The sequence below is a fragment of the Altererythrobacter rubellus genome, assembly GCF_030284385.1.
Lineage (GTDB): Bacteria > Pseudomonadota > Alphaproteobacteria > Sphingomonadales > Sphingomonadaceae > Erythrobacter > Erythrobacter rubellus.
In genome coordinates this window covers 1,581,033-1,604,585 of sequence record NZ_CP127221.1, presented here as the reverse complement: position 1 = coordinate 1,604,585, position 23,553 = coordinate 1,581,033, and the positions used below count along the sequence as shown (strand labels likewise).

26 protein-coding genes are annotated in these 23,553 nt (G+C 56.9%); 13 read left to right on the top strand and 13 right to left on the bottom strand.

The window, feature by feature from the left end:
- The first annotated feature begins 9 nt into the window (after positions 1-9).
- Positions 10-468 carry a MerR family transcriptional regulator gene (locus QQX03_RS08025; RefSeq protein ID WP_285975236.1) on the top strand — a complete coding sequence of 153 codons (459 nt, stop codon included), beginning with the start codon at positions 10-12 and terminating at the stop codon, positions 466-468.
- Between the two features lie 44 nt (positions 469-512).
- Positions 513-2,318, top strand: coding sequence for an acyl-CoA dehydrogenase C-terminal domain-containing protein (locus QQX03_RS08020; RefSeq protein WP_285975235.1), 1,806 nt, complete (start codon positions 513-515; stop codon positions 2,316-2,318).
- A 78-nt stretch (positions 2,319-2,396) separates the two neighbouring features.
- Here the strand turns inward: QQX03_RS08020 and cysK are convergent, their stop codons facing one another.
- The 4 genes from cysK to tyrS all read right to left on the bottom strand — a co-directional run bounded on the left by cysK (position 2,397) and on the right by tyrS (position 6,427).
- Positions 2,397-3,317 carry a cysteine synthase A gene (cysK, locus tag QQX03_RS08015; protein ID WP_285975234.1) on the bottom strand — a complete coding sequence of 307 codons (921 nt, stop codon included), beginning with the start codon at positions 3,315-3,317 and terminating at the stop codon, positions 2,397-2,399.
- A 16-nt stretch (positions 3,318-3,333) separates the two neighbouring features.
- A complete protein-coding gene (locus QQX03_RS08010) occupies positions 3,334-4,638 on the bottom strand; it encodes an MFS transporter (protein WP_285975233.1) in 1,305 nt (434 codons plus the stop codon).
- 71 nt (positions 4,639-4,709) lie between these two features.
- Positions 4,710-5,048, bottom strand: coding sequence for a PilZ domain-containing protein (locus QQX03_RS08005; protein ID WP_285975232.1), 339 nt, complete (start codon positions 5,046-5,048; stop codon positions 4,710-4,712).
- A 149-nt stretch (positions 5,049-5,197) separates the two neighbouring features.
- Entirely contained in the window at positions 5,198-6,427 is a 1,230-nt protein-coding gene (gene tyrS / locus QQX03_RS08000) for a tyrosine--tRNA ligase (protein WP_285975231.1), read from the bottom strand.
- 81 nt (positions 6,428-6,508) lie between these two features.
- Here tyrS and QQX03_RS07995 point away from each other — a divergent pair, with 81 nt between their 5' ends.
- Both QQX03_RS07995 and QQX03_RS07990 read left to right on the top strand, forming a co-directional pair.
- Complete coding sequence (locus QQX03_RS07995) at positions 6,509-7,030, top strand: DOMON domain-containing protein (protein ID WP_285975230.1); 522 nt, start codon at positions 6,509-6,511, stop codon at positions 7,028-7,030.
- 2 nt (positions 7,031-7,032) lie between these two features.
- Positions 7,033-8,235, top strand: coding sequence for an exo-beta-N-acetylmuramidase NamZ family protein (locus QQX03_RS07990; RefSeq protein ID WP_285976984.1), 1,203 nt, complete (start codon positions 7,033-7,035; stop codon positions 8,233-8,235).
- A 187-nt stretch (positions 8,236-8,422) separates the two neighbouring features.
- Here the strand turns inward: QQX03_RS07990 and QQX03_RS07985 are convergent, their stop codons facing one another.
- The 3 genes from QQX03_RS07985 to QQX03_RS07975 all read right to left on the bottom strand — a co-directional run bounded on the left by QQX03_RS07985 (position 8,423) and on the right by QQX03_RS07975 (position 11,215).
- Entirely contained in the window at positions 8,423-8,773 is a 351-nt protein-coding gene (locus tag QQX03_RS07985; RefSeq protein ID WP_285975229.1) for a hypothetical protein, read from the bottom strand.
- A 156-nt stretch (positions 8,774-8,929) separates the two neighbouring features.
- Positions 8,930-10,114, bottom strand: a complete 1,185-nt coding sequence (locus tag QQX03_RS07980) for a vWA domain-containing protein (protein ID WP_285975228.1) — start codon at positions 10,112-10,114, stop codon at positions 8,930-8,932.
- A gap of 240 nt (positions 10,115-10,354) precedes the next feature.
- On the bottom strand, positions 10,355-11,215 hold the full coding sequence (locus QQX03_RS07975) for an AAA family ATPase (RefSeq protein WP_285975227.1): 861 nt from the start codon (positions 11,213-11,215) through the stop codon (positions 10,355-10,357).
- A gap of 282 nt (positions 11,216-11,497) precedes the next feature.
- Here QQX03_RS07975 and QQX03_RS07970 point away from each other — a divergent pair, with 282 nt between their 5' ends.
- From QQX03_RS07970 to QQX03_RS07960, 4 genes are all read left to right on the top strand, one after another.
- Positions 11,498-12,283 carry an alpha/beta hydrolase family protein gene (locus QQX03_RS07970; RefSeq protein ID WP_285975226.1) on the top strand — a complete coding sequence of 262 codons (786 nt, stop codon included), beginning with the start codon at positions 11,498-11,500 and terminating at the stop codon, positions 12,281-12,283.
- Entirely contained in the window at positions 12,273-12,404 is a 132-nt protein-coding gene (locus QQX03_RS11515; protein WP_349665832.1) for an OsmC family protein, read from the top strand. The genes QQX03_RS07970 and QQX03_RS11515 overlap by 11 nt, the downstream gene beginning before the upstream one ends.
- The gene (locus QQX03_RS07965) at positions 12,358-12,513 is read left to right on the top strand and encodes a hypothetical protein (RefSeq protein ID WP_285975225.1); all 156 of its coding nucleotides are present in this window, start codon (positions 12,358-12,360) and stop codon (positions 12,511-12,513) included. Before QQX03_RS11515 ends, QQX03_RS07965 begins: the two co-directional genes overlap by 47 nt.
- A 68-nt stretch (positions 12,514-12,581) precedes the next feature.
- Positions 12,582-12,713 (top strand): hypothetical protein, encoded by a 132-nt coding sequence (locus tag QQX03_RS07960; protein WP_285975224.1) that lies wholly within the window; start codon positions 12,582-12,584, stop codon positions 12,711-12,713.
- Between the two features lie 92 nt (positions 12,714-12,805).
- Here QQX03_RS07960 and parE read toward each other — a convergent pair whose 3' ends face one another.
- A complete protein-coding gene (parE, locus tag QQX03_RS07955; RefSeq protein ID WP_285975223.1) occupies positions 12,806-14,782 on the bottom strand; it encodes a DNA topoisomerase IV subunit B in 1,977 nt (658 codons plus the stop codon).
- Positions 14,783-14,839: 57 nt separating this feature from the next.
- Positions 14,840-16,009, bottom strand: a complete 1,170-nt coding sequence (locus QQX03_RS07950) for a penicillin-binding protein activator (protein WP_285975222.1) — start codon at positions 16,007-16,009, stop codon at positions 14,840-14,842.
- Positions 16,010-16,048: 39 nt separating this feature from the next.
- Here QQX03_RS07950 and rsmI point away from each other — a divergent pair, with 39 nt between their 5' ends.
- Genes rsmI through gshB form a run of 3 tightly spaced genes read left to right on the top strand, consistent with a single transcriptional unit; the run spans position 16,049 to position 18,244 of the window.
- Positions 16,049-16,906, top strand: coding sequence for a 16S rRNA (cytidine(1402)-2'-O)-methyltransferase (gene rsmI, locus QQX03_RS07945; RefSeq protein WP_285975221.1), 858 nt, complete (start codon positions 16,049-16,051; stop codon positions 16,904-16,906).
- A complete protein-coding gene (locus tag QQX03_RS07940) occupies positions 16,903-17,268 on the top strand; it encodes a YraN family protein (RefSeq protein WP_285975220.1) in 366 nt (121 codons plus the stop codon). Before rsmI ends, QQX03_RS07940 begins: the two co-directional genes overlap by 4 nt.
- 25 nt (positions 17,269-17,293) lie before the next feature.
- Positions 17,294-18,244 (top strand): glutathione synthase, encoded by a 951-nt coding sequence (gene gshB, locus QQX03_RS07935; protein ID WP_285975219.1) that lies wholly within the window; start codon positions 17,294-17,296, stop codon positions 18,242-18,244.
- Between the two features lie 79 nt (positions 18,245-18,323).
- Here gshB and QQX03_RS07930 read toward each other — a convergent pair whose 3' ends face one another.
- The 4 genes from QQX03_RS07930 to rph are packed head-to-tail and all read right to left on the bottom strand — an operon-like array spanning position 18,324 to position 21,720.
- Positions 18,324-19,223, bottom strand: a complete 900-nt coding sequence (locus QQX03_RS07930; protein WP_285975218.1) for a tyrosine recombinase XerC — start codon at positions 19,221-19,223, stop codon at positions 18,324-18,326.
- On the bottom strand, positions 19,220-20,371 hold the full coding sequence (gene hemW, locus QQX03_RS07925; RefSeq protein WP_285975217.1) for a radical SAM family heme chaperone HemW: 1,152 nt from the start codon (positions 20,369-20,371) through the stop codon (positions 19,220-19,222). Before hemW ends, QQX03_RS07930 begins: the two co-directional genes overlap by 4 nt.
- Before the next feature lie 9 nt (positions 20,372-20,380).
- The gene (gene rdgB / locus QQX03_RS07920; protein WP_285975216.1) at positions 20,381-21,010 is read right to left on the bottom strand and encodes an RdgB/HAM1 family non-canonical purine NTP pyrophosphatase; all 630 of its coding nucleotides are present in this window, start codon (positions 21,008-21,010) and stop codon (positions 20,381-20,383) included.
- Positions 21,007-21,720: a ribonuclease PH gene (gene rph, locus QQX03_RS07915; protein WP_285975215.1), complete on the bottom strand. Its 714-nt coding sequence runs from the start codon at positions 21,718-21,720 to the stop codon at positions 21,007-21,009. The genes rdgB and rph overlap by 4 nt, the downstream gene beginning before the upstream one ends.
- 100 nt (positions 21,721-21,820) lie before the next feature.
- Between rph and hrcA the strand changes: the two genes are divergently transcribed.
- Together hrcA and grpE are read left to right on the top strand one after the other, a co-directional pair.
- Complete coding sequence (gene hrcA, locus QQX03_RS07910) at positions 21,821-22,864, top strand: heat-inducible transcriptional repressor HrcA (RefSeq protein ID WP_285975214.1); 1,044 nt, start codon at positions 21,821-21,823, stop codon at positions 22,862-22,864.
- Between the two features lie 18 nt (positions 22,865-22,882).
- The gene (gene grpE / locus QQX03_RS07905) at positions 22,883-23,464 is read left to right on the top strand and encodes a nucleotide exchange factor GrpE (protein WP_285975213.1); all 582 of its coding nucleotides are present in this window, start codon (positions 22,883-22,885) and stop codon (positions 23,462-23,464) included.
- Positions 23,465-23,553 lie beyond the last annotated feature (89 nt).

Sequence of the window (23,553 nt, the reverse complement as noted above, 5' to 3'; positions counted from 1 at the left end):
GCCAGTGGTATGGCAACAGCACCAGCAAAATCGAATCAAATAGCTCAAGACGGCAAGCATGCCGGGGCCCATATCGACCGACCCGATAAACTCGCACGCCAGCAATACTCAATCTCCGATCTGACAACGGAATTTGAGTGCACCGCCCGCGCGCTGCGCTTTTATGAGGACGAAGGATTGATCTCGCCCGCAAGGGTCGGATTGACGCGCGTATATTCGAAGCGCGATCGGGCTCGTCTGGCGTGGATCATGCGGGCAAAGAATGTCGGCTTTAGCCTCGTCGAAATCCGTGAAATGATCGACCTTTACGATCTCGATGATGGCCGTGTTGAACAGCGCCGCGTTACAATCGAAAAATGCAAGGCGCATGTTGCAAAGCTGAAGCGCCAGCGCGCAGACATTGATTCCTCGATCAAAGAGCTCAGCGAATTCATCAAACAGATCGAAACGCTCAACCTCAACAAGTGAGCTTTTTCCTATAGTCGCAACCCTATTGCAGCAAGGACACACAGATGCCCACCTACAACGCCCCCACCCGTGACACCCGTTTCGTAATCAACGAAATGTTGGAGCTAGGATCCTTCGGTAATCTGCCAGGCTTTGAAATGGCAACGCCCGACATGGTCGAAGCGGTTGTGGACGAAGCCGGCAAGTTCTGCTCCGAGGTTTTGGCCCCGATCAACCAGATTGGCGACCAGCAAGGCTGCACGCGCCACGATGACGGCAGCGTGACAACACCAGATGGCTTCAAGGAAGCCTTCAAGCAATATCGTGAAGCAGGTTGGGGTACGATCTCTGCGCCTGAAGAATTCGGCGGACAGGGCATGCCGCACGTTTTGGGGTTCGTGATTGAGGAATTCGTTGCATCAGCCAATCAGGCATTCGGTATGTATCCGGGTTTGACCACTGGAGCCGTGGCGGCGCTGATCGCTTCGGGGACTGAAGAGCAGAAAGAGAAATACGTCTCGAAAATGATCTCGGGCGAATGGCTTGGCACTATGAATCTGACTGAGCCGCATTGCGGCACGGATTTGGGGATGATCCGCACCAAGGCAGAGCCACAGGCAGACGGCAGCTATTCGATTACCGGAACGAAGATCTTCATCTCGGCAGGCGAGCACGACCTGACTGAAAACATCATTCACCTGGTACTCGCCAAGACACCAGGCGCACCGGATAGCTCCAAAGGCATATCCCTGTTCGTGGTGCCAAAGGTGCTGGTCAATGATGACGGCTCGCTAGGCGACCGCAATGCGGTTTCGTGTGGTTCAATCGAGCACAAGATGGGCATCCACGGAAACGCTACCTGCGTGCTCAATTATGACGGTGCGAAAGGCTGGATGGTTGGCGAGGAGAACAAGGGGCTGGCGGCCATGTTCGTGATGATGAATGCCGCGCGTCTTGGCGTTGGCATTCAAGGCCTCGCACAGGCTGAGGCGGCATATCAGAATGCAGTTGCCTATGCGCTCGATCGCCGACAGGGCCGCGCGCTTACCGGTCCAGCGGAGCCAGAAGAAAAAGCAGATCCGATTTTCGTTCACCCTGACGTTCGCCGGATGCTGATGGACGCGAAGGTCTTCACAGAAGGCATGCGGGCATTGTGCCTTTGGGGCGCATTGCAGGTCGACCTGACTCACAAGGCGCAGACTGAGGAAGAACGCGACCAGGCGGACGCTTTGATTGGTCTCTTGACCCCGGTGATCAAGGGATATGGCACTGACAAGGGCTATGACATTGCCACCAACATGCAGCAGGTCTTCGGCGGCCATGGTTATGTAGAAGAATGGGGCATGAGCCAGTTCGTTCGCGATGCGCGCATTGCGCAAATCTACGAAGGCACCAACGGCGTGCAGGCGATGGACCTTTGCGGGCGCAAGCTCGCGAGCAAAGGTGGCGCCGCAATCCAGGCCTTCTTCAAGATCGTTGGTGAAGACATCGCTTCAGCCAAGGAAGACGAAGCGCTGAAAGACATCGCCGAAATGCTGGAGAAAGCTCTCGGGCAGCAGCAAGCGGCCACCATGTGGTTCATGAACAATGCGATGCAGAACCCGAACCACCTCGGCGCGGGCGCGCATCACTACATGCACATTATGGGCATTGTTACGCTTGGCTGGATGTGGCTGCGCATGGCAAAGGCTGCGAAGCAGGCTTTGGCCGCGGATACCGAGGACAAGGCCTATTACGAAGCAAAGCTTACCAGCGCGCGTTATTACGCTGAACGGTATTTGCCGGATGCCGGTGCGTTTCGCCGCAAGATCGAAGCAGGTAGCGAGAGCATGATGGCGCTGGGTGAAGAGGCCTTTGCCACGGCAGCCTAAACCGATCTGAATTCGGAAACAAAAAAGGCCCGAAGGAACAATCCTTCGGGCCTTTTGTATTGTGGCCTGTTCTTTCGCTTATTCGACTGGCAGGAAATCCGGCACTGAGAGATACCGCTCGCCTGTGTCGTAGTTGAAGCCGAGTACGCGCGATCCAGCAGGTAAATCGCTGAGTTTCTGCGCAATCGCTGCCAGAGTTGCGCCGGACGAGATACCGATCAGCATGCCTTCCTCGCTTGCTGCGCGGCGCGCCATTTCCTTTGCGTCTTCGGGATCAACCTGGATCGCGCCGTCGATAGCTTGTGTGTGCAAATTGCCGGGAATGAAGCCGGCGCCGATACCCTGGATCGGGTGAGGGCCTGGCTGTCCGCCGCTGATCACCGGCGAAAGCGTCGGTTCCACGGCATAGGCCTTCATGTCCGGCCAATGACGCTTCAACTCCTCTGCAGACCCTGTCAGGTGCCCGCCGGTGCCCACACCCGTGATCATCACATCAATCGGTGTTTCGGCAAAATCCGCCAGAATTTCTTTCGCGGTGGTCTTCACATGAACAGCGACATTCGCGGGATTGTCAAACTGGCTGGGCATCCACGAGTTCTCGGTGCTCTCGACCAATTCGTGCGCGCGTTCGATCGCGCCTTTCATCCCTTTTTCTTTCGGGGTCAGATCGAAGGATGCACCGTAAGCCAGCATCAAACGCCGACGTTCAAGCGACATGCTCTCCGGCATGACCAAAACCAGCCTATAGCCTTTTACAGCCGCCACCATAGCCAGGCCGATGCCCGTGTTGCCGCTTGTCGGTTCAATGATGGTGCTACCCGGCTTCAAAGCGCCCGATTGTTCGGCATCTTCCACCATCGCCAGTGCAATCCGGTCCTTGATTGATCCGCCCGGATTGGATCGCTCGCTCTTGATCCACACTTCATGGTCAGGGAACATACGCGACAGCCGGATATGTGCGGTGTTGCCAATCGTTTCGAGGATGTTTGCGGCTTTCATGTCAGGCCTCCTGAGATTAATTTCGTCGACCTGCTTGTAGCACGTCTTCTGGCGGATCGAAGGTCTTTGTCGTGCGCAATACAGGGAATATTCGGCTCCAAAGCCCAACGGTTACAAGCGCACCGACACCGCCAACCACCACTGCCGCAACCGGGCCAATAACGAAGGCGAGGGCACCTGAAAAAGCATCCCCCCCTTCATTGGAAGCACTGATGGTCAGCAGGCTGACCGATGATACGCGCCCGCGCTTGTCATCGGGTGTGTGCAGCTGGATGAGCGACTGGCGTATGTAGACGCTGAACATGTCCGCCGCGCCGACAATGAAGAGCATCGCAAGGCTCAGCGGCATGCTGGTTGATAGACCGAAGACAATTGTCGCAACGCCAAAGATCGCCACGGCCAAGAGCATCTTCGGGCCAACATTGCTTTCCAAGGGACGGAAGCTGAAAAATAGAGCGGTGAGCGCTGCACCAGTAGCAGGTGCGGCAGCAAGCATGGACAATCCTATCTCACCTACTTGCAGGATATCACGCGCATAGACCGGGAAAAGCGCAGTCGCTCCAGCCAGAAACACCGCGAAAAGATCGAGTGTTATTGCACCAAGAACCATCTTGTTGCGCACGACATAGGCCAAGCCGTCAACGATCGCACCAATTGGCCGCTGATCCTTGCGCGTGGCTGGCTGCGGAACCTTACCGATCAAAGTCAGTGCAATAGCTGAAATAGCAAAAAGAATTGCGGCACCGGCATAGGGTAGTGCGGGCGCGATCCGGTAGAGCACGCCGCCCAACGCTGGCCCGACGATCATGCCGACTTGCCAAGAGATAGAGGAAAGCGCGATTGCGGTGGGAAGTATAGCTCTGGGCACCAGGTTTGGAGACAGTGCGGAGAGCGCAGGGCCAGCAAAGCCGCGCGCAATTCCCAACACCACAGCCACACTGAACAGGATCGGGATCGTAATCTCTTCGGTCCAACTGAACCATGCCAGAACCAACGCAGATGCTAGCTGAAGCAGCACGGTGAGCCGGCCCAGTTTACGCCTGTCAAACCGGTCTGCTGCGAGCCCGCTAAACGGGGTCAGGATAAACAGGGGCAGAAACTGAAGCAGGCCGATCAGTGCCAGTTGGCCAGATGCTTCGGCGATGCCCATCCCGTCATCACGCGCGATATTGTAGGTCTGCCAACCGATGATCAGCAGCATGGCATATTGCGCCAGTGTCATACTGAGACGACTGACCCAATAGTAACGGAAGTTAGCGACACGGAACGGGTGCGAAGGCTCGCTCAAGTCATCCGGAGAGGGGGAGGCTGCGTTATTCACCCAACCGCCATGGCAGGGCCAATGCCCTGTGCCAAGATATCAAAAATTTATCTTATCGGAGTTGCGATTATTCAGCGCAGTTTGCGCAAACGCGGGTTTGGCTGAAGCTCGTCGATGATGGCGAGGAAATCGTCCAGGCGCAAAATGCGTTCGAATTGGAAGCCGGCTCGCTCGTCGCGGGTCCAGATCACATAGGCTTCGATGCGTCCGACAACTGGCAGACGGATGATAACCCGGTCTCCACGTTGAAGGCTCTCAGCGTCATCGACCATGAAACCGTGGGCTGACAGATTGGCCACGTGCAGTTCGATATCACCGAGACGGCGGTGTTCTGCAATCACCGGGAAATCAACCGGGTGACGCGCAGCGCGACGTAGATCAGTAACGCTCAGATTTGCTCCGGCACTCACAACACAACCTCCAGTTATCGTTCTGAGGATGCGGTATGCGCGCTAAAGGCTGATATTTGGTAAGGACCGGTTGGATCAAAACGACAATTGAGCCAGGCTCTTCGTGCCGGTCTGAGCAAACGACTTTATGATACAGATATTAAGTGCGGTTAACGTGTCACGATGCCGTGCTTCTTTTTTCCAAGGCTCAGCTTGCGTTGATCACCTTCACCGACCTCGACCAAGGTTGAAGGGTCGATAATGGGCAATCCATCAAGTCGCACCGCGCCTTCGGCAATCTTGCGTTTCGCTTCGCCATTCGAAGCTGTGAACCCGATCTCAGTCAATAATGCGCCTATGCGCATACCTTCGTCGCCGACTGCCACGCTGGGCAGGTCATCGCCGGTTCCGTCGCCAGCAAAAGTCTGCGTCGCGGTGGCCTCCGCCGCTCTTGCTGCATCTTCGCCGCGGACCAATTTGGTCACCTCATTGGCCAGCACGACTTTGGCATCGTTGATCTCTGCACCCTCTAGCGCTTCGAGCCGGGCAATCTCATCCAGCGGCAAATCGGTGAACAGGCGAAGGAAACGCCCGACGTCGCGGTCATCGCAATTGCGCCAGTATTGCCAGAAATCGTATCCGGGCAGCTGGGCTTCGTTCAGCCAAACAGCACCCGCTGCGGTCTTGCCCATTTTCGCGCCATCGGCAGTGGTCAGCAGCGGGGTAGTCAAACCGTAGAGCTCGCGCCCATCCTTGCGTCGTGAAAGCTCCATACCGTTGACGATGTTGCCCCACTGGTCGCTGCCGCCCATCTGCAAGCGGCAGCCATAGCGGCGTGCCAGCTCGAGAAAGTCATAGGCCTGCAGGATCATGTAGTTGAATTCCAAGAAGGTGAGCGGCTGCTCTCGCTCAAGCCGCAGCTTGACTGAATCAAAGGTCAGCATGCGGTTGATTGTGAAATGCGGGCCAACATCGCGCAGCAATTCGATATAACCAAGCGTGCTCAGCCATTCATCGTTATTGACCATGATCGCATCGGTCGTACCATCGCCGAAGGTTAAAAGCCGCTCAAATACCGTGCGGATGCCCGCGATATTCTCATCGATCAGTTCAGCGGTCAGCAGCCTGCGGCTCTCATCCTTGCCAGACGGGTCACCGATCTTGGTCGTCCCGCCGCCCATCACGACAATCGGCTTGTGCCCCGCCTGCTGCAAGCGGCGCAGCATCATGATCTGCACCAGGCTGCCAATATGCAACGAGGGTGCAGTCGCGTCAAAGCCGATGTAGCCCGGGATCACTCTGTCACAGGCAAGCTTATCCAAACCCTCTGCATCAGTTGTTTGGTGGATATAACCGCGTTCATCGAGGACGCGCAGAAGATCGGATTTGTATGTGCTCATTGTGGAGAGGCCTCTAGCAATGCATTTTGCGGAAGGTAAGCCTCTTGCTTGCCTGTTCGCACAGACATAGGGCTGAAAGCCATGCATAAGCTAGTTCTTCATCCCGATTGCAAGCCTGGGCCGATTACATCGGTAACGGCCAGCCTCTCACCAACGGCAGGGGGTTGTACGGCCGAGTTTCGCCTTCAAGGAGACATCGGCGCAATAAAGATTCCGACGCAAGCGACACCCTTGCGCGAGGATTTCCTATGGAAGACCACCTGTTTCGAGATCTTCTGGCAGCCAAACGGTGGCCAGTGGTACCGCGAATTCAATCTTTCACCTTCATCGAAATGGGCGTGTTATGATTTTGACGATTTCCGCCTCAATTCACGTGATGGGCCAGTTGAGGCAATTGCGGTCGCTTGTACCCATTCCGCCGATGGTCTGCTGCTGCGCGCGGGCATTGCGTCCGAGCTAGGGGACCCTGCGCAAGTGGCGCTCAATGCAATTGTCGAGGACCTTGAGGGCAATATCCAGTTCTGGGCATTGGCATTCCCCGATGGAAAGCCGGAATTCCACAGCGAGGTTTGCCGCCAATTGCGGGTGGAGCGAGGAGAATGAGCGTGCAATTCGGTATCGACCGGCTGCTTGGCGATCCAGTGCTTCTCCGTGAGCTCGATGGCAAGCGCGTGGCTTTGGTCGCTCATCCCGCATCAGTGACCAGAGACCTGACGCATAGTCTGGACGCGCTGATCGCCGCCGGGGTCAACGTCGCCAGCGCATTTGGCCCGCAACATGGGCTGAAAGGCGACAAGCAAGACAATATGGTCGAAACCGCGGATGAAAACGATCCGCAATACGGCATTCCCGTATTCTCGCTTTACGGCGAAGTGCGTCGGCCAACGTGTCAGATGATGTCGAGTGCGGATGTGTTTCTGTTCGATCTGCAGGATCTCGGTTGCCGCATCTACACATTTGTCACCACTCTGCTCTACCTACTTGAAGAAGCCGCGAAATTTGGAAAGACCGTATGGGTACTAGACAGGCCAAATCCGGCAGGCCGGCCCGTGGAAGGAAGTTTGCTGATTCCGGGCAATGAAAGCTTTGTCGGGGCCGCTCCAATGCCGATGCGGCACGGGCTGACGCTGGGAGAAATGGGGCATTGGTTCATCCGCCATTTTGACCTGAACGTAGATTATCGCGTGATCGAGATGCAGGGTTGGGAGCCTGACGGTCCAGGCCATGGCTGGCCTTTGACACGCATATGGATCAATCCCTCACCGAATGCCGCCAATGTAAACATGGCGCGCGCCTATGCCGGAACGGTGATGATCGAAGGCGCGACGGTGAGCGAGGGCAGGGGCACTACTCGCCCGCTGGAGGTATTGTTCGGTGCGCCTGACATCGACACAAAGGCTGTCTTGGCCGAAATGTGGAGGCTAGCGCCTGATTGGATCGAAGGCTGCGCGATCCGTGAATGTTGGTTCGAACCTACTTTTCACAAACATGCAGGTAAGCTGTGTAACGCATTGATGATCCACGCAGAAGGGCCGTTTTATGATCATCATGCCTTCAAACCATGGAGGTTGCAGGCGCTCGCGTTCAAGGCGATCCGTAACGTGTATCCGGGCTATCAATTGTGGCGCGGGTCCGACTTCAAATACGAGTACACGGACAATGTGCTCGCGATTGATGTGATCAATGGTGGGCCGGCGCTGCGCGAATGGGTCGATGATCCTGCCGCCAGGCTTGCCGATCTGGATGCGCTAGCGAGCAATGACGAAGCGGCGTGGATCGCCGATGTGCGGGATTTGCTGATTTATTAGCAATACAGATGCCGGCGGCTGAACGATTTCAGACCTAGCAAGGGCGCCACACCCAGAATGACATGACGCCCTTGTAATCAATTCAAACTGTCCGACTGGCTTTCGCTTAGTCAGGATGAGTGTGTGTGAAGTAGCTTGCCGAGGCTTCGATCAGTTGGCCGTTTTTCTCGCGAAGGGCTGCAGCAGCTTATTCACCGCCGACCAGCTTCAGAAACTCTTCATTCCAGCGCTCCCCCTCAGGAGACCCGTGCCTGTCGAAAGACGCCATGCCGCGTGGAATCTCACGAATCACCATCAGATCCCATTCCCCATCCATCATCCAATGAACTGTGGGTACGGGTAGGCCTGCCGCTTTGGCCGCAGGGACCCAGTATTTTTCGCGCATTTCCGTCCATGTTTCCGCCTTGTCCGGCTCAAAACGCAAGAACTCGACGGTGTAGGTTGTGCGCGCCTCTTCCGGTTCATCCTGTGCAGTTACAGGTGCTGCGGTAAAGGCTAAAGATGCAGTTGCGATGCTGCTCAGTATAATGCGTTTCATTGGTCATTCCCCCTTTTAGGTTTTGCGACCCTTAAGGTTGGCTTGCGACCACATGCCCCTCTAGCTTGCACGAAAGTGACGCTATACACCTACGCCTTAGTTGGTGACGGGAACAAGCGATAATTACGGCAAATGCCTGATATTCCGATCTGAAGGTCAATGCCCTTGCTTTCGGCTGAGTTCGCGCATGGCTTCATCCAGGCCATCCAATGTCAGCCCATACATCCGGTCATTGACCAGTTGCTTCAGCATCTTGGTGCTTTGTGAATAGCCCCATTGCTTCTCCGGCACCGGATTGAGCCACACAGTCGCTGGATAGGTGTTCGTGACACGTTGCATCCAAATCGCACCGGCTTCTTCGTTCATATGTTCTACACTGCCGCCCGGATGAGTGATTTCATAAGGGCTCATCGCGGCGTCACCGACGAACACGACCTTGTAGTCATGTCCGTATTTGTGCAGCACATCCCAGGTCTTGGTCCGTTCCTGCCAGCGACGCTTGTTGTCCTTCCACACACCTTCATAAAGGCAGTTGTGGAAGTAGAAGAACTCCAGATTTTTAAACTCGCTAGTCGCCGCACTGAACAGCTCTTCACAGAGCTTGATAAACGGATCCATCGAACCGCCTACGTCAAGGAACAAGAGTAGCTTCACCGCATTGCGGCGCTCGGCGCGCATATGGATATCGAGCCAGCCCTGCTTGGCCGTGCCATCGATTGTCGCGTCCAGATCAAGCTGGTCCTGCGCACCTTCCCTCGCAAAACGGCGCAAGCGGCGCAGCGCCATCTTGATGTTGCGCGTTCCAAGCTCCTTGGTGTTGTCCAAGTTCCTGAACTCGCGCTTTTCCCACACCTTCACTGCACGCTTGTGCTTGCTTTCGCCGCCAATACGCACGCCTTCCGGGTTGTAGCCGGAATGTCCAAACGGGGATGTGCCGCCGGTGCCGATCCATTTGTTACCGCCCTCGTGGCGCTTTTGTTGGTCTTCAAGGCGCTTCTTGAGCGTGTCCATGATCTCGTCCCAGTCGCCCAGTGACTTGATCTTTTCCATTTCCTCTTCGGACAGGAACTTCTCAGCTACGGCCTTCAGCCAGTCTTCCGGGATCTCGACCGGGTTTTGCCCGTAGTCTGACAGAATGCCTTTGAATACCTTGTTGAAGACCTGGTCGAACTGATCGATCAGGCCTTCGTCCTTCACGAATGTGGCGCGCGACAGGTAGTAAAACGCTTCTGGCGTTTGCTCGATCACATCTTTGTCGAGCGCCTCAAGCAATGTGAGGTGCTCTTTGAAACTAGCGGGTATGCCCGCAGCGCGAAGCTCATCGACGAAATTGAAGAACATGACGATTTCGATAGCGCACCTATCGTGGCCTCGCCAGCCCTGAGTGCAAACCCCTATCTAATTTAACCCAACGATAACCATACGCGGTTACCGAGGTTCTCAAGACGGAAATTCAGGGGCATGACACGGCATGAAGCCAATTGAGATCGACACGGGAAGCGCGAGTGCGCTCGACATGATTCCGGAAAGCTGCGGTAATTACGAACTGGCCTACAGCTTCGACTAAAGCTGGCCGCTGGCTTAACTCGGATTGCGGCGCGCCATAAACGCGAGCCGTTCGAACATCATCACATCCTGCTCGTTCTTCAGCAAGGCACCATGCAGTGGGGGAATGGCGCTGTTCGGATTGCTGTCTTGCAGGACATCCATCGGCATATCTTCATTCAGAAGCAGCTTGAGCCAGTCGAGCAGCTCGCTGGTTGACGGCTTCTTTTTCAGGCCGGGAACGTCGCGCAATTCGTAGAAGATATCCATCGCCTTGCTGACAAGGTTCTTCTGAATTCCGGGATAGTGAACCTCGATGATGTCGCGCATCGTGTCGCGATCTGGGAACTTGATATAGTGGAAGAAGCAGCGGCGAAGGAACGCATCGGGCAGCTCTTTCTCGTTATTCGACGTAATCACGACAATCGGGCGCTCTTTCGCAGTGATTGTCTCATGCGTTTCATACACGTCGAAGCTCATCCGATCGAGCTCTTGCAAAAGGTCGTTGGGGAATTCGATATCCGCCTTGTCAATCTCGTCGATCAGCAAGACAGGCAGTTCTTTGGAGGTGAATGCCTCCCACAATTTGCCCTTCTTGATGTAGTTCGCAATGTCATGAACGCGCTCATCGCCCAACTGGCCATCGCGCAAACGGGCAACTGCGTCATACTCATACAGACCTTGCTGGGCCTTGGTAGTCGACTTCACATTCCACTCGATCAGCGGGGCACCGATTGCCTTGGCAATCTCGTGTGCCAACACGGTTTTGCCGGTGCCTGGCTCACCCTTGACCAGCAAGGGCCGTCGCAGCATGACCGCAGCATCCACCGCAACCTTCAGGTCGTCAGTAGCTATATAGTCGTTTGTACCTTCGAAACGTTGCGGCTGATCGGTCATGAATTTTCCCATGAGGTTTTCGTTTGAAACTTGCCGAGCGCGTTAAGTTACACACGCGACCAGCGCAAGGGTGACGCTGCGTAAGCTATCGAATTGGCGAGTGGGTAATGCAGTCCATGAAACCTTTGACACTGGCGCGCGAATAAAGCTCTAGAGCTATCAGGCCAAGGAGAGAACAATGCCAACTGAAACGCTAAAGATCACAACATCTGAAGGGCATGAGCTTTCTGGCGCGTTGGAATTGCCAACTGGGCTGGTGCGGGGGGCGGCGGTGTTTGCACATTGTTTTACGCGCACCAAGCAATCGAAGGGCGCCAAGGCGGTAACGCAAGCTTTGGCGCGCGAAGGCATCGCATCGCTGCGATTCGATTTTACGGGACTGGCGGCAGCCAGGGCGAATTCGGGCGGGCGGGCTTTGCCAGCGATGTCGAGGATCTGATTGCATCGGCAGAGCATTTGATCGAGCGGTTCGATTGCCAGGTTCTGCTTGTCGGCCACAGTTTGGGCGGGGCGGCGGTATTGGCTGCTGCCACCGAACTCGAGCGGGACAATGTCGCCGCGGTTGCGACTATTGGCGCGCCTCGCGAAGTGCCACATGTCCTACACAATATCAAAGGCGATCTGGACGAGATCGAGCGCAATGGCGAAGGCAATGTCACCATCGGTGGCCGCGCGTTTAAGCTGAGCAAGGAATTCCTCGACAAGACGCGCGAGATTGATCTGCTTGATCGCATCGGCGCTCTGCGCGTGCCCTTGCTGATTATGCATTCGCCGACCGACGACATTGTTGGTGTTGAGCATGCATCGAACCTGTTCGCAGCGGCCAAGCATCCCAAGAACTTTGTCAGCTTGGCAGGTGCGGATCAATTGCTGCTGAACGAGGCGGACGCCAGGTTTGCTGCGCAAATGATCGCGGCATGGGCGGGGCGATATCTGCCCCAGAAAGATCAGCTAGAGATGCCGGAAGAGGGCGTGATCGTGCAGACCGGCAATGGCAAATTCGGCACAGAGGTGCACACTGTCAGCCATCGCTTCGTTGCCGATGAACCAGTGAGTTATGTACGGTGACGACACCAGCCCGACGCCATACGATTTGCTCAATGCAGCGCTTGGCACATGCACGGCGATGACTATGAAAATGTATGCGGATCGCAAGGAATGGCCGTTCGAAGGAACGCGATCACGCTGAAGATTGCGATCATGTGCTGGATGAAAAGGTGCGGATCCAGGCTCTGAAGCGAAAGATCGAGATCCTGGGTAAGGAGCCAGACGAGGAACAACGCGCCAAGCTGATCTAAATTGCTGACAAATGCCCGGTGCACCGCACGCTCGAAGGACACTTGCATATTCATACGGAGGTCGCTCAATGATCATTATCACAGGCACGGTCGTTATTGATCCGACCAAGCGTGATGATGCCGAGGATGCGAACCGGATACATTTCTTCGAGCAATGGCGTGATATGGATACCGTTCAAAGACACTTTGCAGTGCCCTAATCCGGTACATTTGTTCAGCAGATTGGCGGGTTGGCGATCATACCTCCAGAGATATCGATATTCTCTGCAATGCCTATCGAAGGCGCACCTTTTTAGGCGTCAATCATGTCACGATCGACATCGCTGGCGTGGTTCTGGATAAAGTTGAACCGGTGTTCTGGATTGCGTCCCATCAAACGGTCGACTAGTTCCTTCACCGCAAAACGCTGCTCATGTTGTTCGGGCAAGGTTATACGGATCAATGAACGCGTTTCCGGATTCATGGTGGTTTCGCGCAGCTGACCAGGGTTCATTTCGCCAAGGCCCTTGAAACGGCCCACTTCGACCTTTTTGCCTTTTAAGACAGTCTCTTCCAGTTCGGCTCGATGATCATCATCGCGCGCGTAACGCGTCTCTTTGCCACTGCTGAGTTTATATAGAGGAGGCTGCGCTAGATAGAGATAACCGCCACGCACAATGGGCGCCATTTCCTGAAAGAAGAATGTCATCAGCAGCGTTGCGATATGCGCGCCGTCAACGTCAGCGTCGGTCATGATAATGATGCGGTCGTAGCGGAGCTGTTCTGGGTCACAGTCCTTGCGGGTGCCACAACCCAGCGCCAGCGAAAGATCGGCTATCTCCTGATTGGCGCGGATTTTGTCAGCGGTGGCGCTGGCAACGTTCAAGATCTTGCCGCGGATCGGCAGAATTGCCTGGCTCTTGCGGTCGCGCGCCTGTTTGGCGCTGCCACCCGCAGAATCGCCCTCGACGATAAACAGCTCGGTCTCGCGGTCACCTTCACCGCTACAATCGGTAAGCTTGCCGGGCAGCCGCAACTTCTTTGCATTGGTCGCGGTCTTGCGCTTGATCTCGCGCTCTTGCTTGCGCTTCAGCCGCTCGTCCATGCGTTCCATCACGCTACCCAGCAGCGCTTTACCGCGCTCCATATTAGCGGTCAGGAAGTGATCGAAATGATCGCGCACAGCGTTTTCAACCAGGCGAGAGGCTTCCGATGAAGTCAGCCGGTCCTTGGTCTGTGACTGGAATTGCGGATCGCGAATGAAAACCGACAGCATGATTTCGCCGCCGGTCATCACATCGTCTGCCGTGATATCCTTTGACTTCTTCTGGCCGGTCAGTTCGCCAAACGCGCGCAATGCTTTGGTCAATGCCGCGCGCAAGCCTTGTTCATGTGTGCCGCCATCCGGGGTGGGCACAGTGTTACAATACCAGCTGGTCGAGCCGTCGGAATATAGCGGCCATGCGACGGCCCATTCCACGCGGCCTTTTTCTTCAGGGAAATCCTGGCTGCCGGTAAAGGCTTCAGCCGTCACGCATTCGCGCTCACCGATCTGTTCGGCCAGGTGATCTGCCAATCCGCCGGGGAATTTGAAGGTTGTTTCTTCGGGTACATCTTCACTTGCCAGCGAAGGTGCGCATTTCCAGCGGATTTCGACGCCAGCAAACAGATACGCCTTTGACCGGGCCAGTTTAAACAGGCGGGCCGGTTTGAACTGCCGGTCGCCGAAAATCTCCGTATCGGGCGTGAAACTGACCGTTGTGCCACGGCGATTGGGCGCAGCGCCCAGCTTTTCGATCTTGCCAAGGGTTTGGCCTCGCGAGAATTCCTGCGCGAACAATTGTTTGTCGCGTGCCACCTCGACGCGGGTGTGGCTCGACAGCGCATTGACCACACTCACGCCCACGCCGTGCAAACCGCCAGATGTGGCATAGGCCTTGCCAGAAAATTTCCCGCCTGAGTGCAGTGTAGACAGGATCACTTCGAGTGTGGACTTGCCCGGAAATTTGGGGTGCTCGTCAACCGGAATGCCGCGACCATTATCGCTGATCAACAACCTGTTGCCTTCATCTAACCGCACCTCAATGCGGTTGGCGTGGCCGGCAACCGCTTCGTCCATTGAGTTATCGAGCACTTCGGCTGCCAAGTGGTGCAACGCGCGGTCATCGGTGCCGCCGATATACATGCCAGGGCGGCGGCGGACAGGCTCAAGCCCCTCCAAGACCTCGATCGAGGAGGAATCATAGTCACCGCTGGAAGCTGGCGCGTTTTCAAACAGGTCATCGGACATAGGTCAGCCTATATGCCGCGCGCGATCACGGCGACAAGCGGGCACAGAATGTTTTGCTCAGTCACTGAAGCGGGCAGGCGCTGGATCCACAACGGAAACTTGGTTCTGCTGAACTTCGCGCACTTCCATGGCCCGTTCAATCACACCATTGCCGCCAAAGCGGAAAGCCCCGTCGAGACCTAGGAACCCGTCGTTGGTCGTCAGCTGACGCGTGGGGAAAGGGCGGCCAACCTCCCAATCGCGCGCAACCCGCAAGGTCAGCAAGACAGCGTCATAGCCCAATGTCGAAATCCGGTAGGGCGCGCTGCCGAAGCGCTCCTGATAGCTATCGCGAAAACGCTGGAACCGACGGTTAGACACCGCGGAAAAGATCGCGCCGCGCAATGCGCTGGTCCGCGTCACAGCGCTTTCACCACTCCAAAGCTCTGTGCCCAGCACCCGCGGCGGCAAGCCTGTCTCATCTTCACGCAGGGCATTGGCACCTTGCGACGCCAATTGTACCCCGTCTGCGATCAGAACGGTGTCATAGCCACCAGCTTCGCGCATCTGCGTCGCTGCGCTGATGACCGCGCTGCTGCCCCGGTCGTAACGGCGTGTCTGAGACAACAGACCTCCGTAGTCCTGCAATGCATTGTCGAGCGCGCTGGCTGCTCGATCACCATAGTCGCCACTGGGCAACAATGCGGCAAACCGTTCCGCCCCGCGCGAACGGGCGTAGGCGACAGAGCGCGCGATAGACTGTTCCGGGATGTGACCCATCACAAATGCATCTGGCCGCGCAACATTGGTGTCGTTGGAGAACGAGATCAGCGGAACGCCCGCGCGGGCAGCCTCGTTACGCACCGCGGGAACATTGTCTGCCAGCATCGGGCCAAGTATCAGTCGATTGCCATCTGCGACCGCTTGGGCCGCAGCTTCGGCCGCACCACTGGATGTATCGTAGGTCGTGATACGGATATTATCCGCGCCGGTATCGAGGATCGCCATGTTGGCCGCATTGGCAATCGATTCGCCAACCGCGCCGTTGCGACCGGACAAAGACACCAGAATTGCTATCCGGTGGCGTGTTTCGTCTGTGGGAAGCGCTGTTGCGCTTGGTTCGGGAGTTGGACCGGCTACTGGCTCAGTTGTGGCAGGACCGGTTTTGGGTATGACCTGACACCCTGCCAAAAGCAGTGCTGTGGCGCCCACAACCAGATTGCGCCGATTAAACAAATTACGCTTCATACTTGCCGACCCTGTCTTGGCTGTTCCAAAGAGCATCTTGTGAACACAATCGCCCCTGAGCAAGCCCTGTCTGAACCTCTTCATCCGGGGCTGTACATCGTCGCCACGCCGATTGGCAATCTTGGCGATATAACGCTCCGTGCGGTCGATATACTGAGCAAATGCGATGCTGTCGCCTGCGAAGATACGCGGGTGACGGGCAAGCTGCTGAAGCGTCTGCTCACTCATAAACCATTGATTCGATATGATGATCACGCGAGCGAGGCGGCGGGTTTGGCAATTGTCGAACGCGCCCGCAGTGAAGCGATTGCACTGGTCAGCGATGCAGGCACACCTTTGATATCCGATCCGGGATATCGTCTGGTGAAGGCTGCCCGCGAAAGCGGCGTTGCGGTCACAACTTTGCCAGGCGCGTGTGCTGCAATCGCGGGGCTCACCATGTCCGGGCTGCCCAATGACCGCTTTCTGTTTGCGGGATTCCTGCCGACCAAGGAAAAAGCGCGTGCAGACGCACTTGCGGAATTGGCCAGCATCCACGCTACGCTGATATTCTACGAAAGCGGACCGCGCCTGGTGAAATCGCTGAATATGTTGGGGGAACTGTGGCCCACCCGCGAAGTGGCGGTCGCGCGCGAGCTGACCAAGTTGTACGAGGAATGCCGCAGCGGGACAGCGACGGAACTGGCCGATCATTATACTGCCAACCCGCCCAAGGGCGAGATTGTGCTGATGGTGGGTCCGCCGGTCGAGAACTCTTGCGATGTTGATCCGGACGTGCTGCTGCGAGAGGCGCTTGCTACGATGAAGACTTCTCAGGCTGCCGCCAGGGTATCGAAGGCAACCGGGCTTGACCGTAAGGCGCTATACGCTCGTGCTATGGAACTGAAGGCCGAATGAAGCGGCCCGCAGCGACCAGAAAACGTGCCGAGCGAGCTGGGCGGCAAGGCGAATTTCGCGCCGCCATTTTTTTGCGGCTGCAAGGCTGGCAAATTTTGGCTGAGCGGGTGAAAACCCCGCTGGGCGAGATTGATCTGATCGCGCGGCGAAATAGTGTGGTCGCATTCACCGAGGTTAAAAGGCGCAAACGCCGCGAAGACCTTGATCATGCGATTGATGAATACCGGCTGCGTAGGCTTGCCGCAGCGGCAGTAGCGGTTGCACATCAATATGTTCGCGACGGCGATGATATACGAGTTGATGTAATCCTGCTTGCACCCGCGAGCATCCCTCGCCACATCACCAATGCATTGATGCCCTGAGTAGGGCGAGAATTAGGAATACAGAATGAGCCTACGCGTCGCCGTTCAGATGGACCCGATCGAAACCGTCAACATAGACGGGGATTCGTCCTTTGCTCTGATGATGAGCGCGCAGGAGCGCCGATATGAGGTATTTGAATACCACGTTGAGAGCCTGACGCTGGATGCAGACGATCGGCTTTATGCCGAATGCCATCCGGTCAAACTTCAACGCGTTAAGGGCGACCATGTGACTAAGGGCGCAGCGCAGCGGCTCGACCTGGGCAAGGATATCGATGTTGTTCTGATGCGGCAGGACCCGCCATTCCACATGGGCTATATCACCGCCACGCATATGCTCGAGCGAGTTAAGGACGAGACGCTGGTGGTCAATGATCCGGTCAGCGTGCGCAATGCGCCGGAAAAGGTGATGGTGCTGAACTATCGCCGCTTTATGCCGCCTACGCTGGTGACGCGATCAGTCGACGAAGTGCGGCGTTTTATGGCTGAGCATGGCGCGGTGGTGGTGAAGCCGATACACGGCAATGGCGGTAAGGCAATTTTCCGCGTGCCCGCCGATGGCGACAATCTGTCTGCACTGTTCGAAGTGTTCAACCAGACCTGGCCCGAACCGCATATGGTGCAGCCTTTCCTTCCCGAAGTGGCCGAAGGGGACAAGCGCATCGTGCTGGTCGATGGCATGGTGGCGGGCGCGATCAACCGCCGGCCGGGCGAGGGCGAGTTTCGTTCAAATCTAGCCATGGGCGGCAGCGCCGAAGCGACCGAGTTGACCGAGCGCGAGCAGGAAATCTGCGATGCGATGGGACCGGAACTGAAACGGCTCGGGCTGACATTCGTCGGCATCGATGTGATCGGCGGCAGATACCTTACCGAGATCAACGTCACCTCACCGACCGGGATTGTTGCGATTGATAAGTTCAACGGCACCGATACCGCCGGAATGATCTGGGACGCGATTGAGGCGCGATTAGCTTAGGTCCGCTCAAGATTTAGCCGATCTTGCAGCCAAATGTCTGCAATTGGGTCGTTTGCGGAATGTCTGCTTTTGGTGGAAATTACCTCTTCTTCGCCCTCGGGTGCGCGTCGCGGTAGTTTTCCAGCATCGTGGCCGCATCAACCTTGGTGTAAATCTGCGTCGATCCCAAAGAAGCATGGCCGAGCAATTCCTGCAAGCTTCTCAAATCCGCTCCCGCCCCGAGCAAATGCGTCGCAAAACTGTGCCGCAATGCATGCGGGGTGGCGGTCTCAGGCAAGCCCAGCGCGCGGCGCGCTTGCGCGGTCGCCTTCTGAACCATGCCGGGGCTAAGCGGGCCACCTTTCTCGCCGCGGAACAGCACCTCATTGCCCGGCAGCGGCCACGGACATTTTGCGCAATAATCCGCCACCGCAGCGCGGGTGATCGGCAGCACCGGCACCATACGCTGCTTCCCGCCTTTGCCCGTCACTTGCAGCACCTCTCCCAACGGCACGTCATTGGCTTTGAGCGACAGCGCCTCGGCAATCCGCAAGCCTGAACCATACAGCAGCAGCAGCACCGCGCGATCGCGCGCGCCCAGCCATTCCGCCTTGGCATTGTCCGCGACCAGATCGGCGAGATTGCTTGCCTCATCGGGCATAACCGGGCGGGGCAAGCCCTTCTTGACGCGCGGCCCGCGTAGGCGCGGTGAGGCGGGGTCAGGATCGCCCGCTTGCTCACGTGCAAAAGCGATAAAGCTTTTGAGCGCGGACAATTCACGCGCGGCGCTGGCATTGCCGATTCCATCCGCGCGGCGCTCGGCCAGATGACGGCGTAAATCTTGGGCCTCCAACAAGGCCACACCATCCCAATCGACCAAATCACGCGCTTTCAGCAAACGATCCGCACAGCCCAGATAGGCGCGCACCGTATGCGGGCTACGCCGGCGCGAATTGGTCAACTCATTGTTCCACGCTTCGAGGAGATCCGCCGCGCTCATGCGGTTACCAGCGCGTCCGCAACAATTTCGCCAAGAAGCGCGTCCAGCAACGGCATTCCGGAGGGCGTCACGGTGATCCGGCCACTATCGTATTCAAGCAGGCCAAGGTCACTATGAAGTGCAAGGCGATCCGCATTGATCAGATCGGTAGAAGGGATTCCAAACCGCGCCTCCAACTTGCTCAAATCAATCCCTTCAGCGAGGCGCAGGCCCATAAGCAGCGCTTCGGATGCTTGTTCACCCATCGAGAGTGCGCGCTGATCCTTGATGCCATGTCCGTGCTCGCTGACCGCCAACAGATAATTCTCCGGCTTCTTGTGGCGTTCGGTTGCCACTCCACCGCGTCGTCCGTGTGCGCCGGGGCCGATCCCGCAATAATCCTGATACCGCCAATAGGTCAGATTATGGCGACTTTCCTGCCCCGGTTTGGCGTGGTTACTGATCTCATAGGCAGGAAGGCCCGCCGCGTTCATGATCTTTTGCGTTAGCGCATACAGATCACCTGCCGGATCGTCGTCCAGCGGGGTGAACACGCCACGTCGGACATCGGTGGCAAAGCGCGTGTTTGGCTCGATCGTGAGTTGATAGAGTGACATGTGGTCCGTGCCGAGCGCCAGAGCGCGGCTCAACTCCGCTGTCCATTGTTCAGCCAACTGCCCCGGGCGCGCATAAATCAGATCGATGCTGACGCGGTCGAAATTCTGTTGCGCAGTCTCGAACGCATCCAGCGCTTCCTGCGCCCCATGCAGGCGCCCCAAAAACTGTAAGGTATCGTCTTCAAGTGATTGAACACCAAGAGAAACCCGATTTACGCCTGTTTGCGTTAGAGCGGCAAAGTTCGCAGCCTCGACCGACGATGGATTGGCCTCGAGCGTGATTTCGATATTGGCGTCAAAACCCCACAACGCCTCCGCTTTCTGAAGCAATGCCTCGACCAGGGCAGGTGGCATCAAGGAAGGCGTTCCACCGCCAAAGAATATCGAATGCAGTGGTTCACCGCCTGCCAGTTCGGCTTCGTGGCGCATATCCGCCAACAAGGCATCGCGCCACGCCGCCACATCCACCAAGTCGCGGACGTGGCTATTGAAGTCGCAATAGGGGCATTTCTTCGCGCAGAAGGGCCAATGGATGTATAGTGCGCGCGCCATGCGCCCATACTAACTGCCAAACTGGTCCGCGACCAGCTTGGCAAACGCATCCGCGCGGTGGCTCATGCTGTGTTTCTCTTGCGGGTCAATTTCAGCAAAGGTCTGATCGCGGCCTTCAGGGACAAAAACAGGATCGTAACCGAAACCCATCTCACCGCGCGGCGGCCACGTCAGCGAACCCGAGCATGTTCCCTCGTAAACCTCATGCTCGCCACCGGGCCACACAATCGCCAGTACGCAATGGAAAGCCGCGCTGCGGTCTGTATCCGGGCCAAGCTGTTGGAGCATCCCTTCGACCTTGCCCATCGCCATATACCAATCGCGGCCCGGATCGCCTTCGAACCATTGCCGTTCGGCCCAGTCCGCGGTGTACACACCGGGGCGACCACCTAATGCGTCCACGGACAATCCGCTATCGTCGGCCAGCGCCGCGAGACCCGACGCCTCGGCGGCTGCGCGCGCCTTTATCAACGCATTGTCGACGAAGGTTTTTCCATCCTCGGGGGGCTCCGGCAGACCAAGCGAACCTGCCGAAATGCATTTCAGGCCATATGGCGCAAGCAGGGCAGAGATTTCGCGCAATTTGCCTTCATTGTGAGTGGCGATAACGAGTGACCCTCCGCCCAGCTTCCGAGTCATTTTGAGGCGTCCAGCTGTGCCTTGAAGATGCCGTCACAGCCGATTTTGGCTAAACGCAGCAAGCGTAGCAGGCCCTCCTCATCATAGGTTGCGCCTTCTGCTGTTGCTTGCACTTCGGCGATTTGGCCACCTGTGATCAGGACAAAGTTCGCATCTGCATCGGCGCTGGAATCTTCATCATAATCGAGGTCAAGCACAGGTGTGCCATTGTAGATTCCGCAGCTGATTGCAGCGACCTGGCCTGTGATCGGATCTTCTTTGAGGTCGCCAGACGCCATGAGGCCGTTCACCGCCAAACGCAGCGCCACCCAGGCACCTGAAATGGATGCCGTGCGTGTTCCGCCGTCCGCCTGAAGCACATCGCAGTCGAGAGTGATCTGACGCTCGCCAAGCTTCTTCAAGTCAACGACAGCTCGCAATGACCGGCCGATCAGGCGCTGGATTTCCTGCGTTCGGCCCGATTGCTTGCCGCGCGCTGCTTCGCGCCCACTGCGCGTATGCGTAGAACGGGGCAGCATAGAATACTCGCCTGTGACCCAACCTTCGCCTTTGCCGCGCAGCCAGGGTGGAATGCGTTCTTCGATACTCGCTGTGCACAGCACCCGCGTGTCGCCGCAACTAATCAGCACGCTGCCTTCAGCGTGCTTGGTAAAGCCGGTTTCGATACTAATAGCGCGCATTTCGTCAGGCGCGCGGCCGGAAGGTCGCATGAGAATCCCTTGTGTTTTGATTCGTTGCCGCCGGGATAGGCTGTGCGCGGTGTCACCTGCAAGGCTTGAGGCTGTGGAGCAAAGCGCTAGATAGCGTTATATGTCCACACCACCCATCGCAGAATTGACCGACCGTGCGAGAGAGATTTTCCGTCTCGTGGTCGAAGGCTATTTGGATCGCGGGCAGCCGGTCGGGTCAAAAACGCTTGCCAGCGATAGTACGGTCAATCTTTCGCCGGCCTCGATCCGCGCGGTGTTGTCGGACCTTGAGGCACACGGTTTGCTATCCGCGCCGCACACAAGTGCAGGGCGCATGCCAACCGAAAGCGGCTTGCGCCTGTTTGTTGACGGGATGATGCGCGTGTCAGAGCCCAATGCGGAGGAGCGCGCCGCGATAGAGGGGCGTCTTTCAGACAGCGGCCCGATCGAACAAGCATTGGAGCAAACCAGCGCAATCCTGTCTGACATTTCAGGCGCTGCCGGGATGGTGTTGGTCCCAACCCGCGAGGCCAAGCTTGCACAGTTCAGCCTGGTCAATCTGGGCCAGGGGAGGGTGCTAGCTGTGCTCGTCAGCGAAGATGGATCGATCGAGAACCGCGTAATCGAGTTGGGTGGTTCATTGGCACCTTCAGTGCTGGAGCAAGCGAGCAATTACATCACGGCACGTCTTGCTGGGCGGACGTTGGCCGAAGCCAATGCTGCGATCGGGGCAGAAATCAAATCGGGCAAGTCTCAGCTCGACAGCGCAAGCCGCAATCTGGTCGAGCGTGGTCTTGCGGTTCTTAGCGAAGACGCAGCACAGCGTCCGGTTTTAATCGTACGCGGACAAGCGAATCTTCTCGATGACGCAGCGATGCAGGACATTGAGCGTGTGCGCAGCCTGATCGAAGACTTGGAAAGCAAGCAATCAGTTGCCGAATTGCTGGAAAGCGCGCGCGAAGCCGAAGCTACGCGGATTTTCATCGGAAGCGAGAACCGGTTGTTTGCATTGTCCGGCTCTTCGGTTATCGCGTCGCCGTATCGTGACCGTGAGGGAAGGGTGGTCGGCGTGCTTGGCGTCATCGGCCCCACACGGTTGAATTACGCGCGCGTGATACCCATGATTGACCTGACCGCCCGTTCGCTGGGCAAGCTTATCGGATAGCTTTGGAAATGTAAGAACATGATCGACAACGACAAATCGCAAGCAGAAGATGATGCGGTAGACAAAGAACTTGAAGGCGTGCCGGAGGAGTTCCTCGACAATGGAGAGGACGAGGCATCTGAAGACGGTTTCGAGAAAGCGCTCGATGCGCTGAAGGCCGATCTGGAGACCGCAAAGCAGGATATTCTCTACGCCAAAGCAGAGGCACAGAATGTGCGCCGCCGCGCGGAAAAGGATGTGCAAGACGCGCGCGCCTACGCCGCGACCGGCTTTGCACGAGATGTTCTGAGCGTGTCAGACAACCTTGAGCGTGCGATTGCGGCAATTCCCGAAAGTCTGCGTGAAGACGACAAGATGAAGGCGCTTGTAACCGGCATTGAAGCCACTCAGCGCGAACTTGAGAAAGTATTCGGCCAGCACGGTGTGAAGCGCATTGCTTCGGTTGGCCTGCCTCTCGATCCGAATCAGCATCAGGCGATGATGGAAGTGCCAACTGAAGAGTACGAAGAAGGCACGATCGTGCAAGAAATGCAGAGCGGCTATATGATCAAGGACCGCTTGCTACGTCCGGCTATGGTTGGCGTGGCGAAGAAGCCCTGAGTCAGAGACTAGAATTTGAAAAAGGGGCGAGGCGGCGTTTGCTACCTCGCCCTTTTTGTATCAGGCCACTACTTGCGCACAGTTTTCAT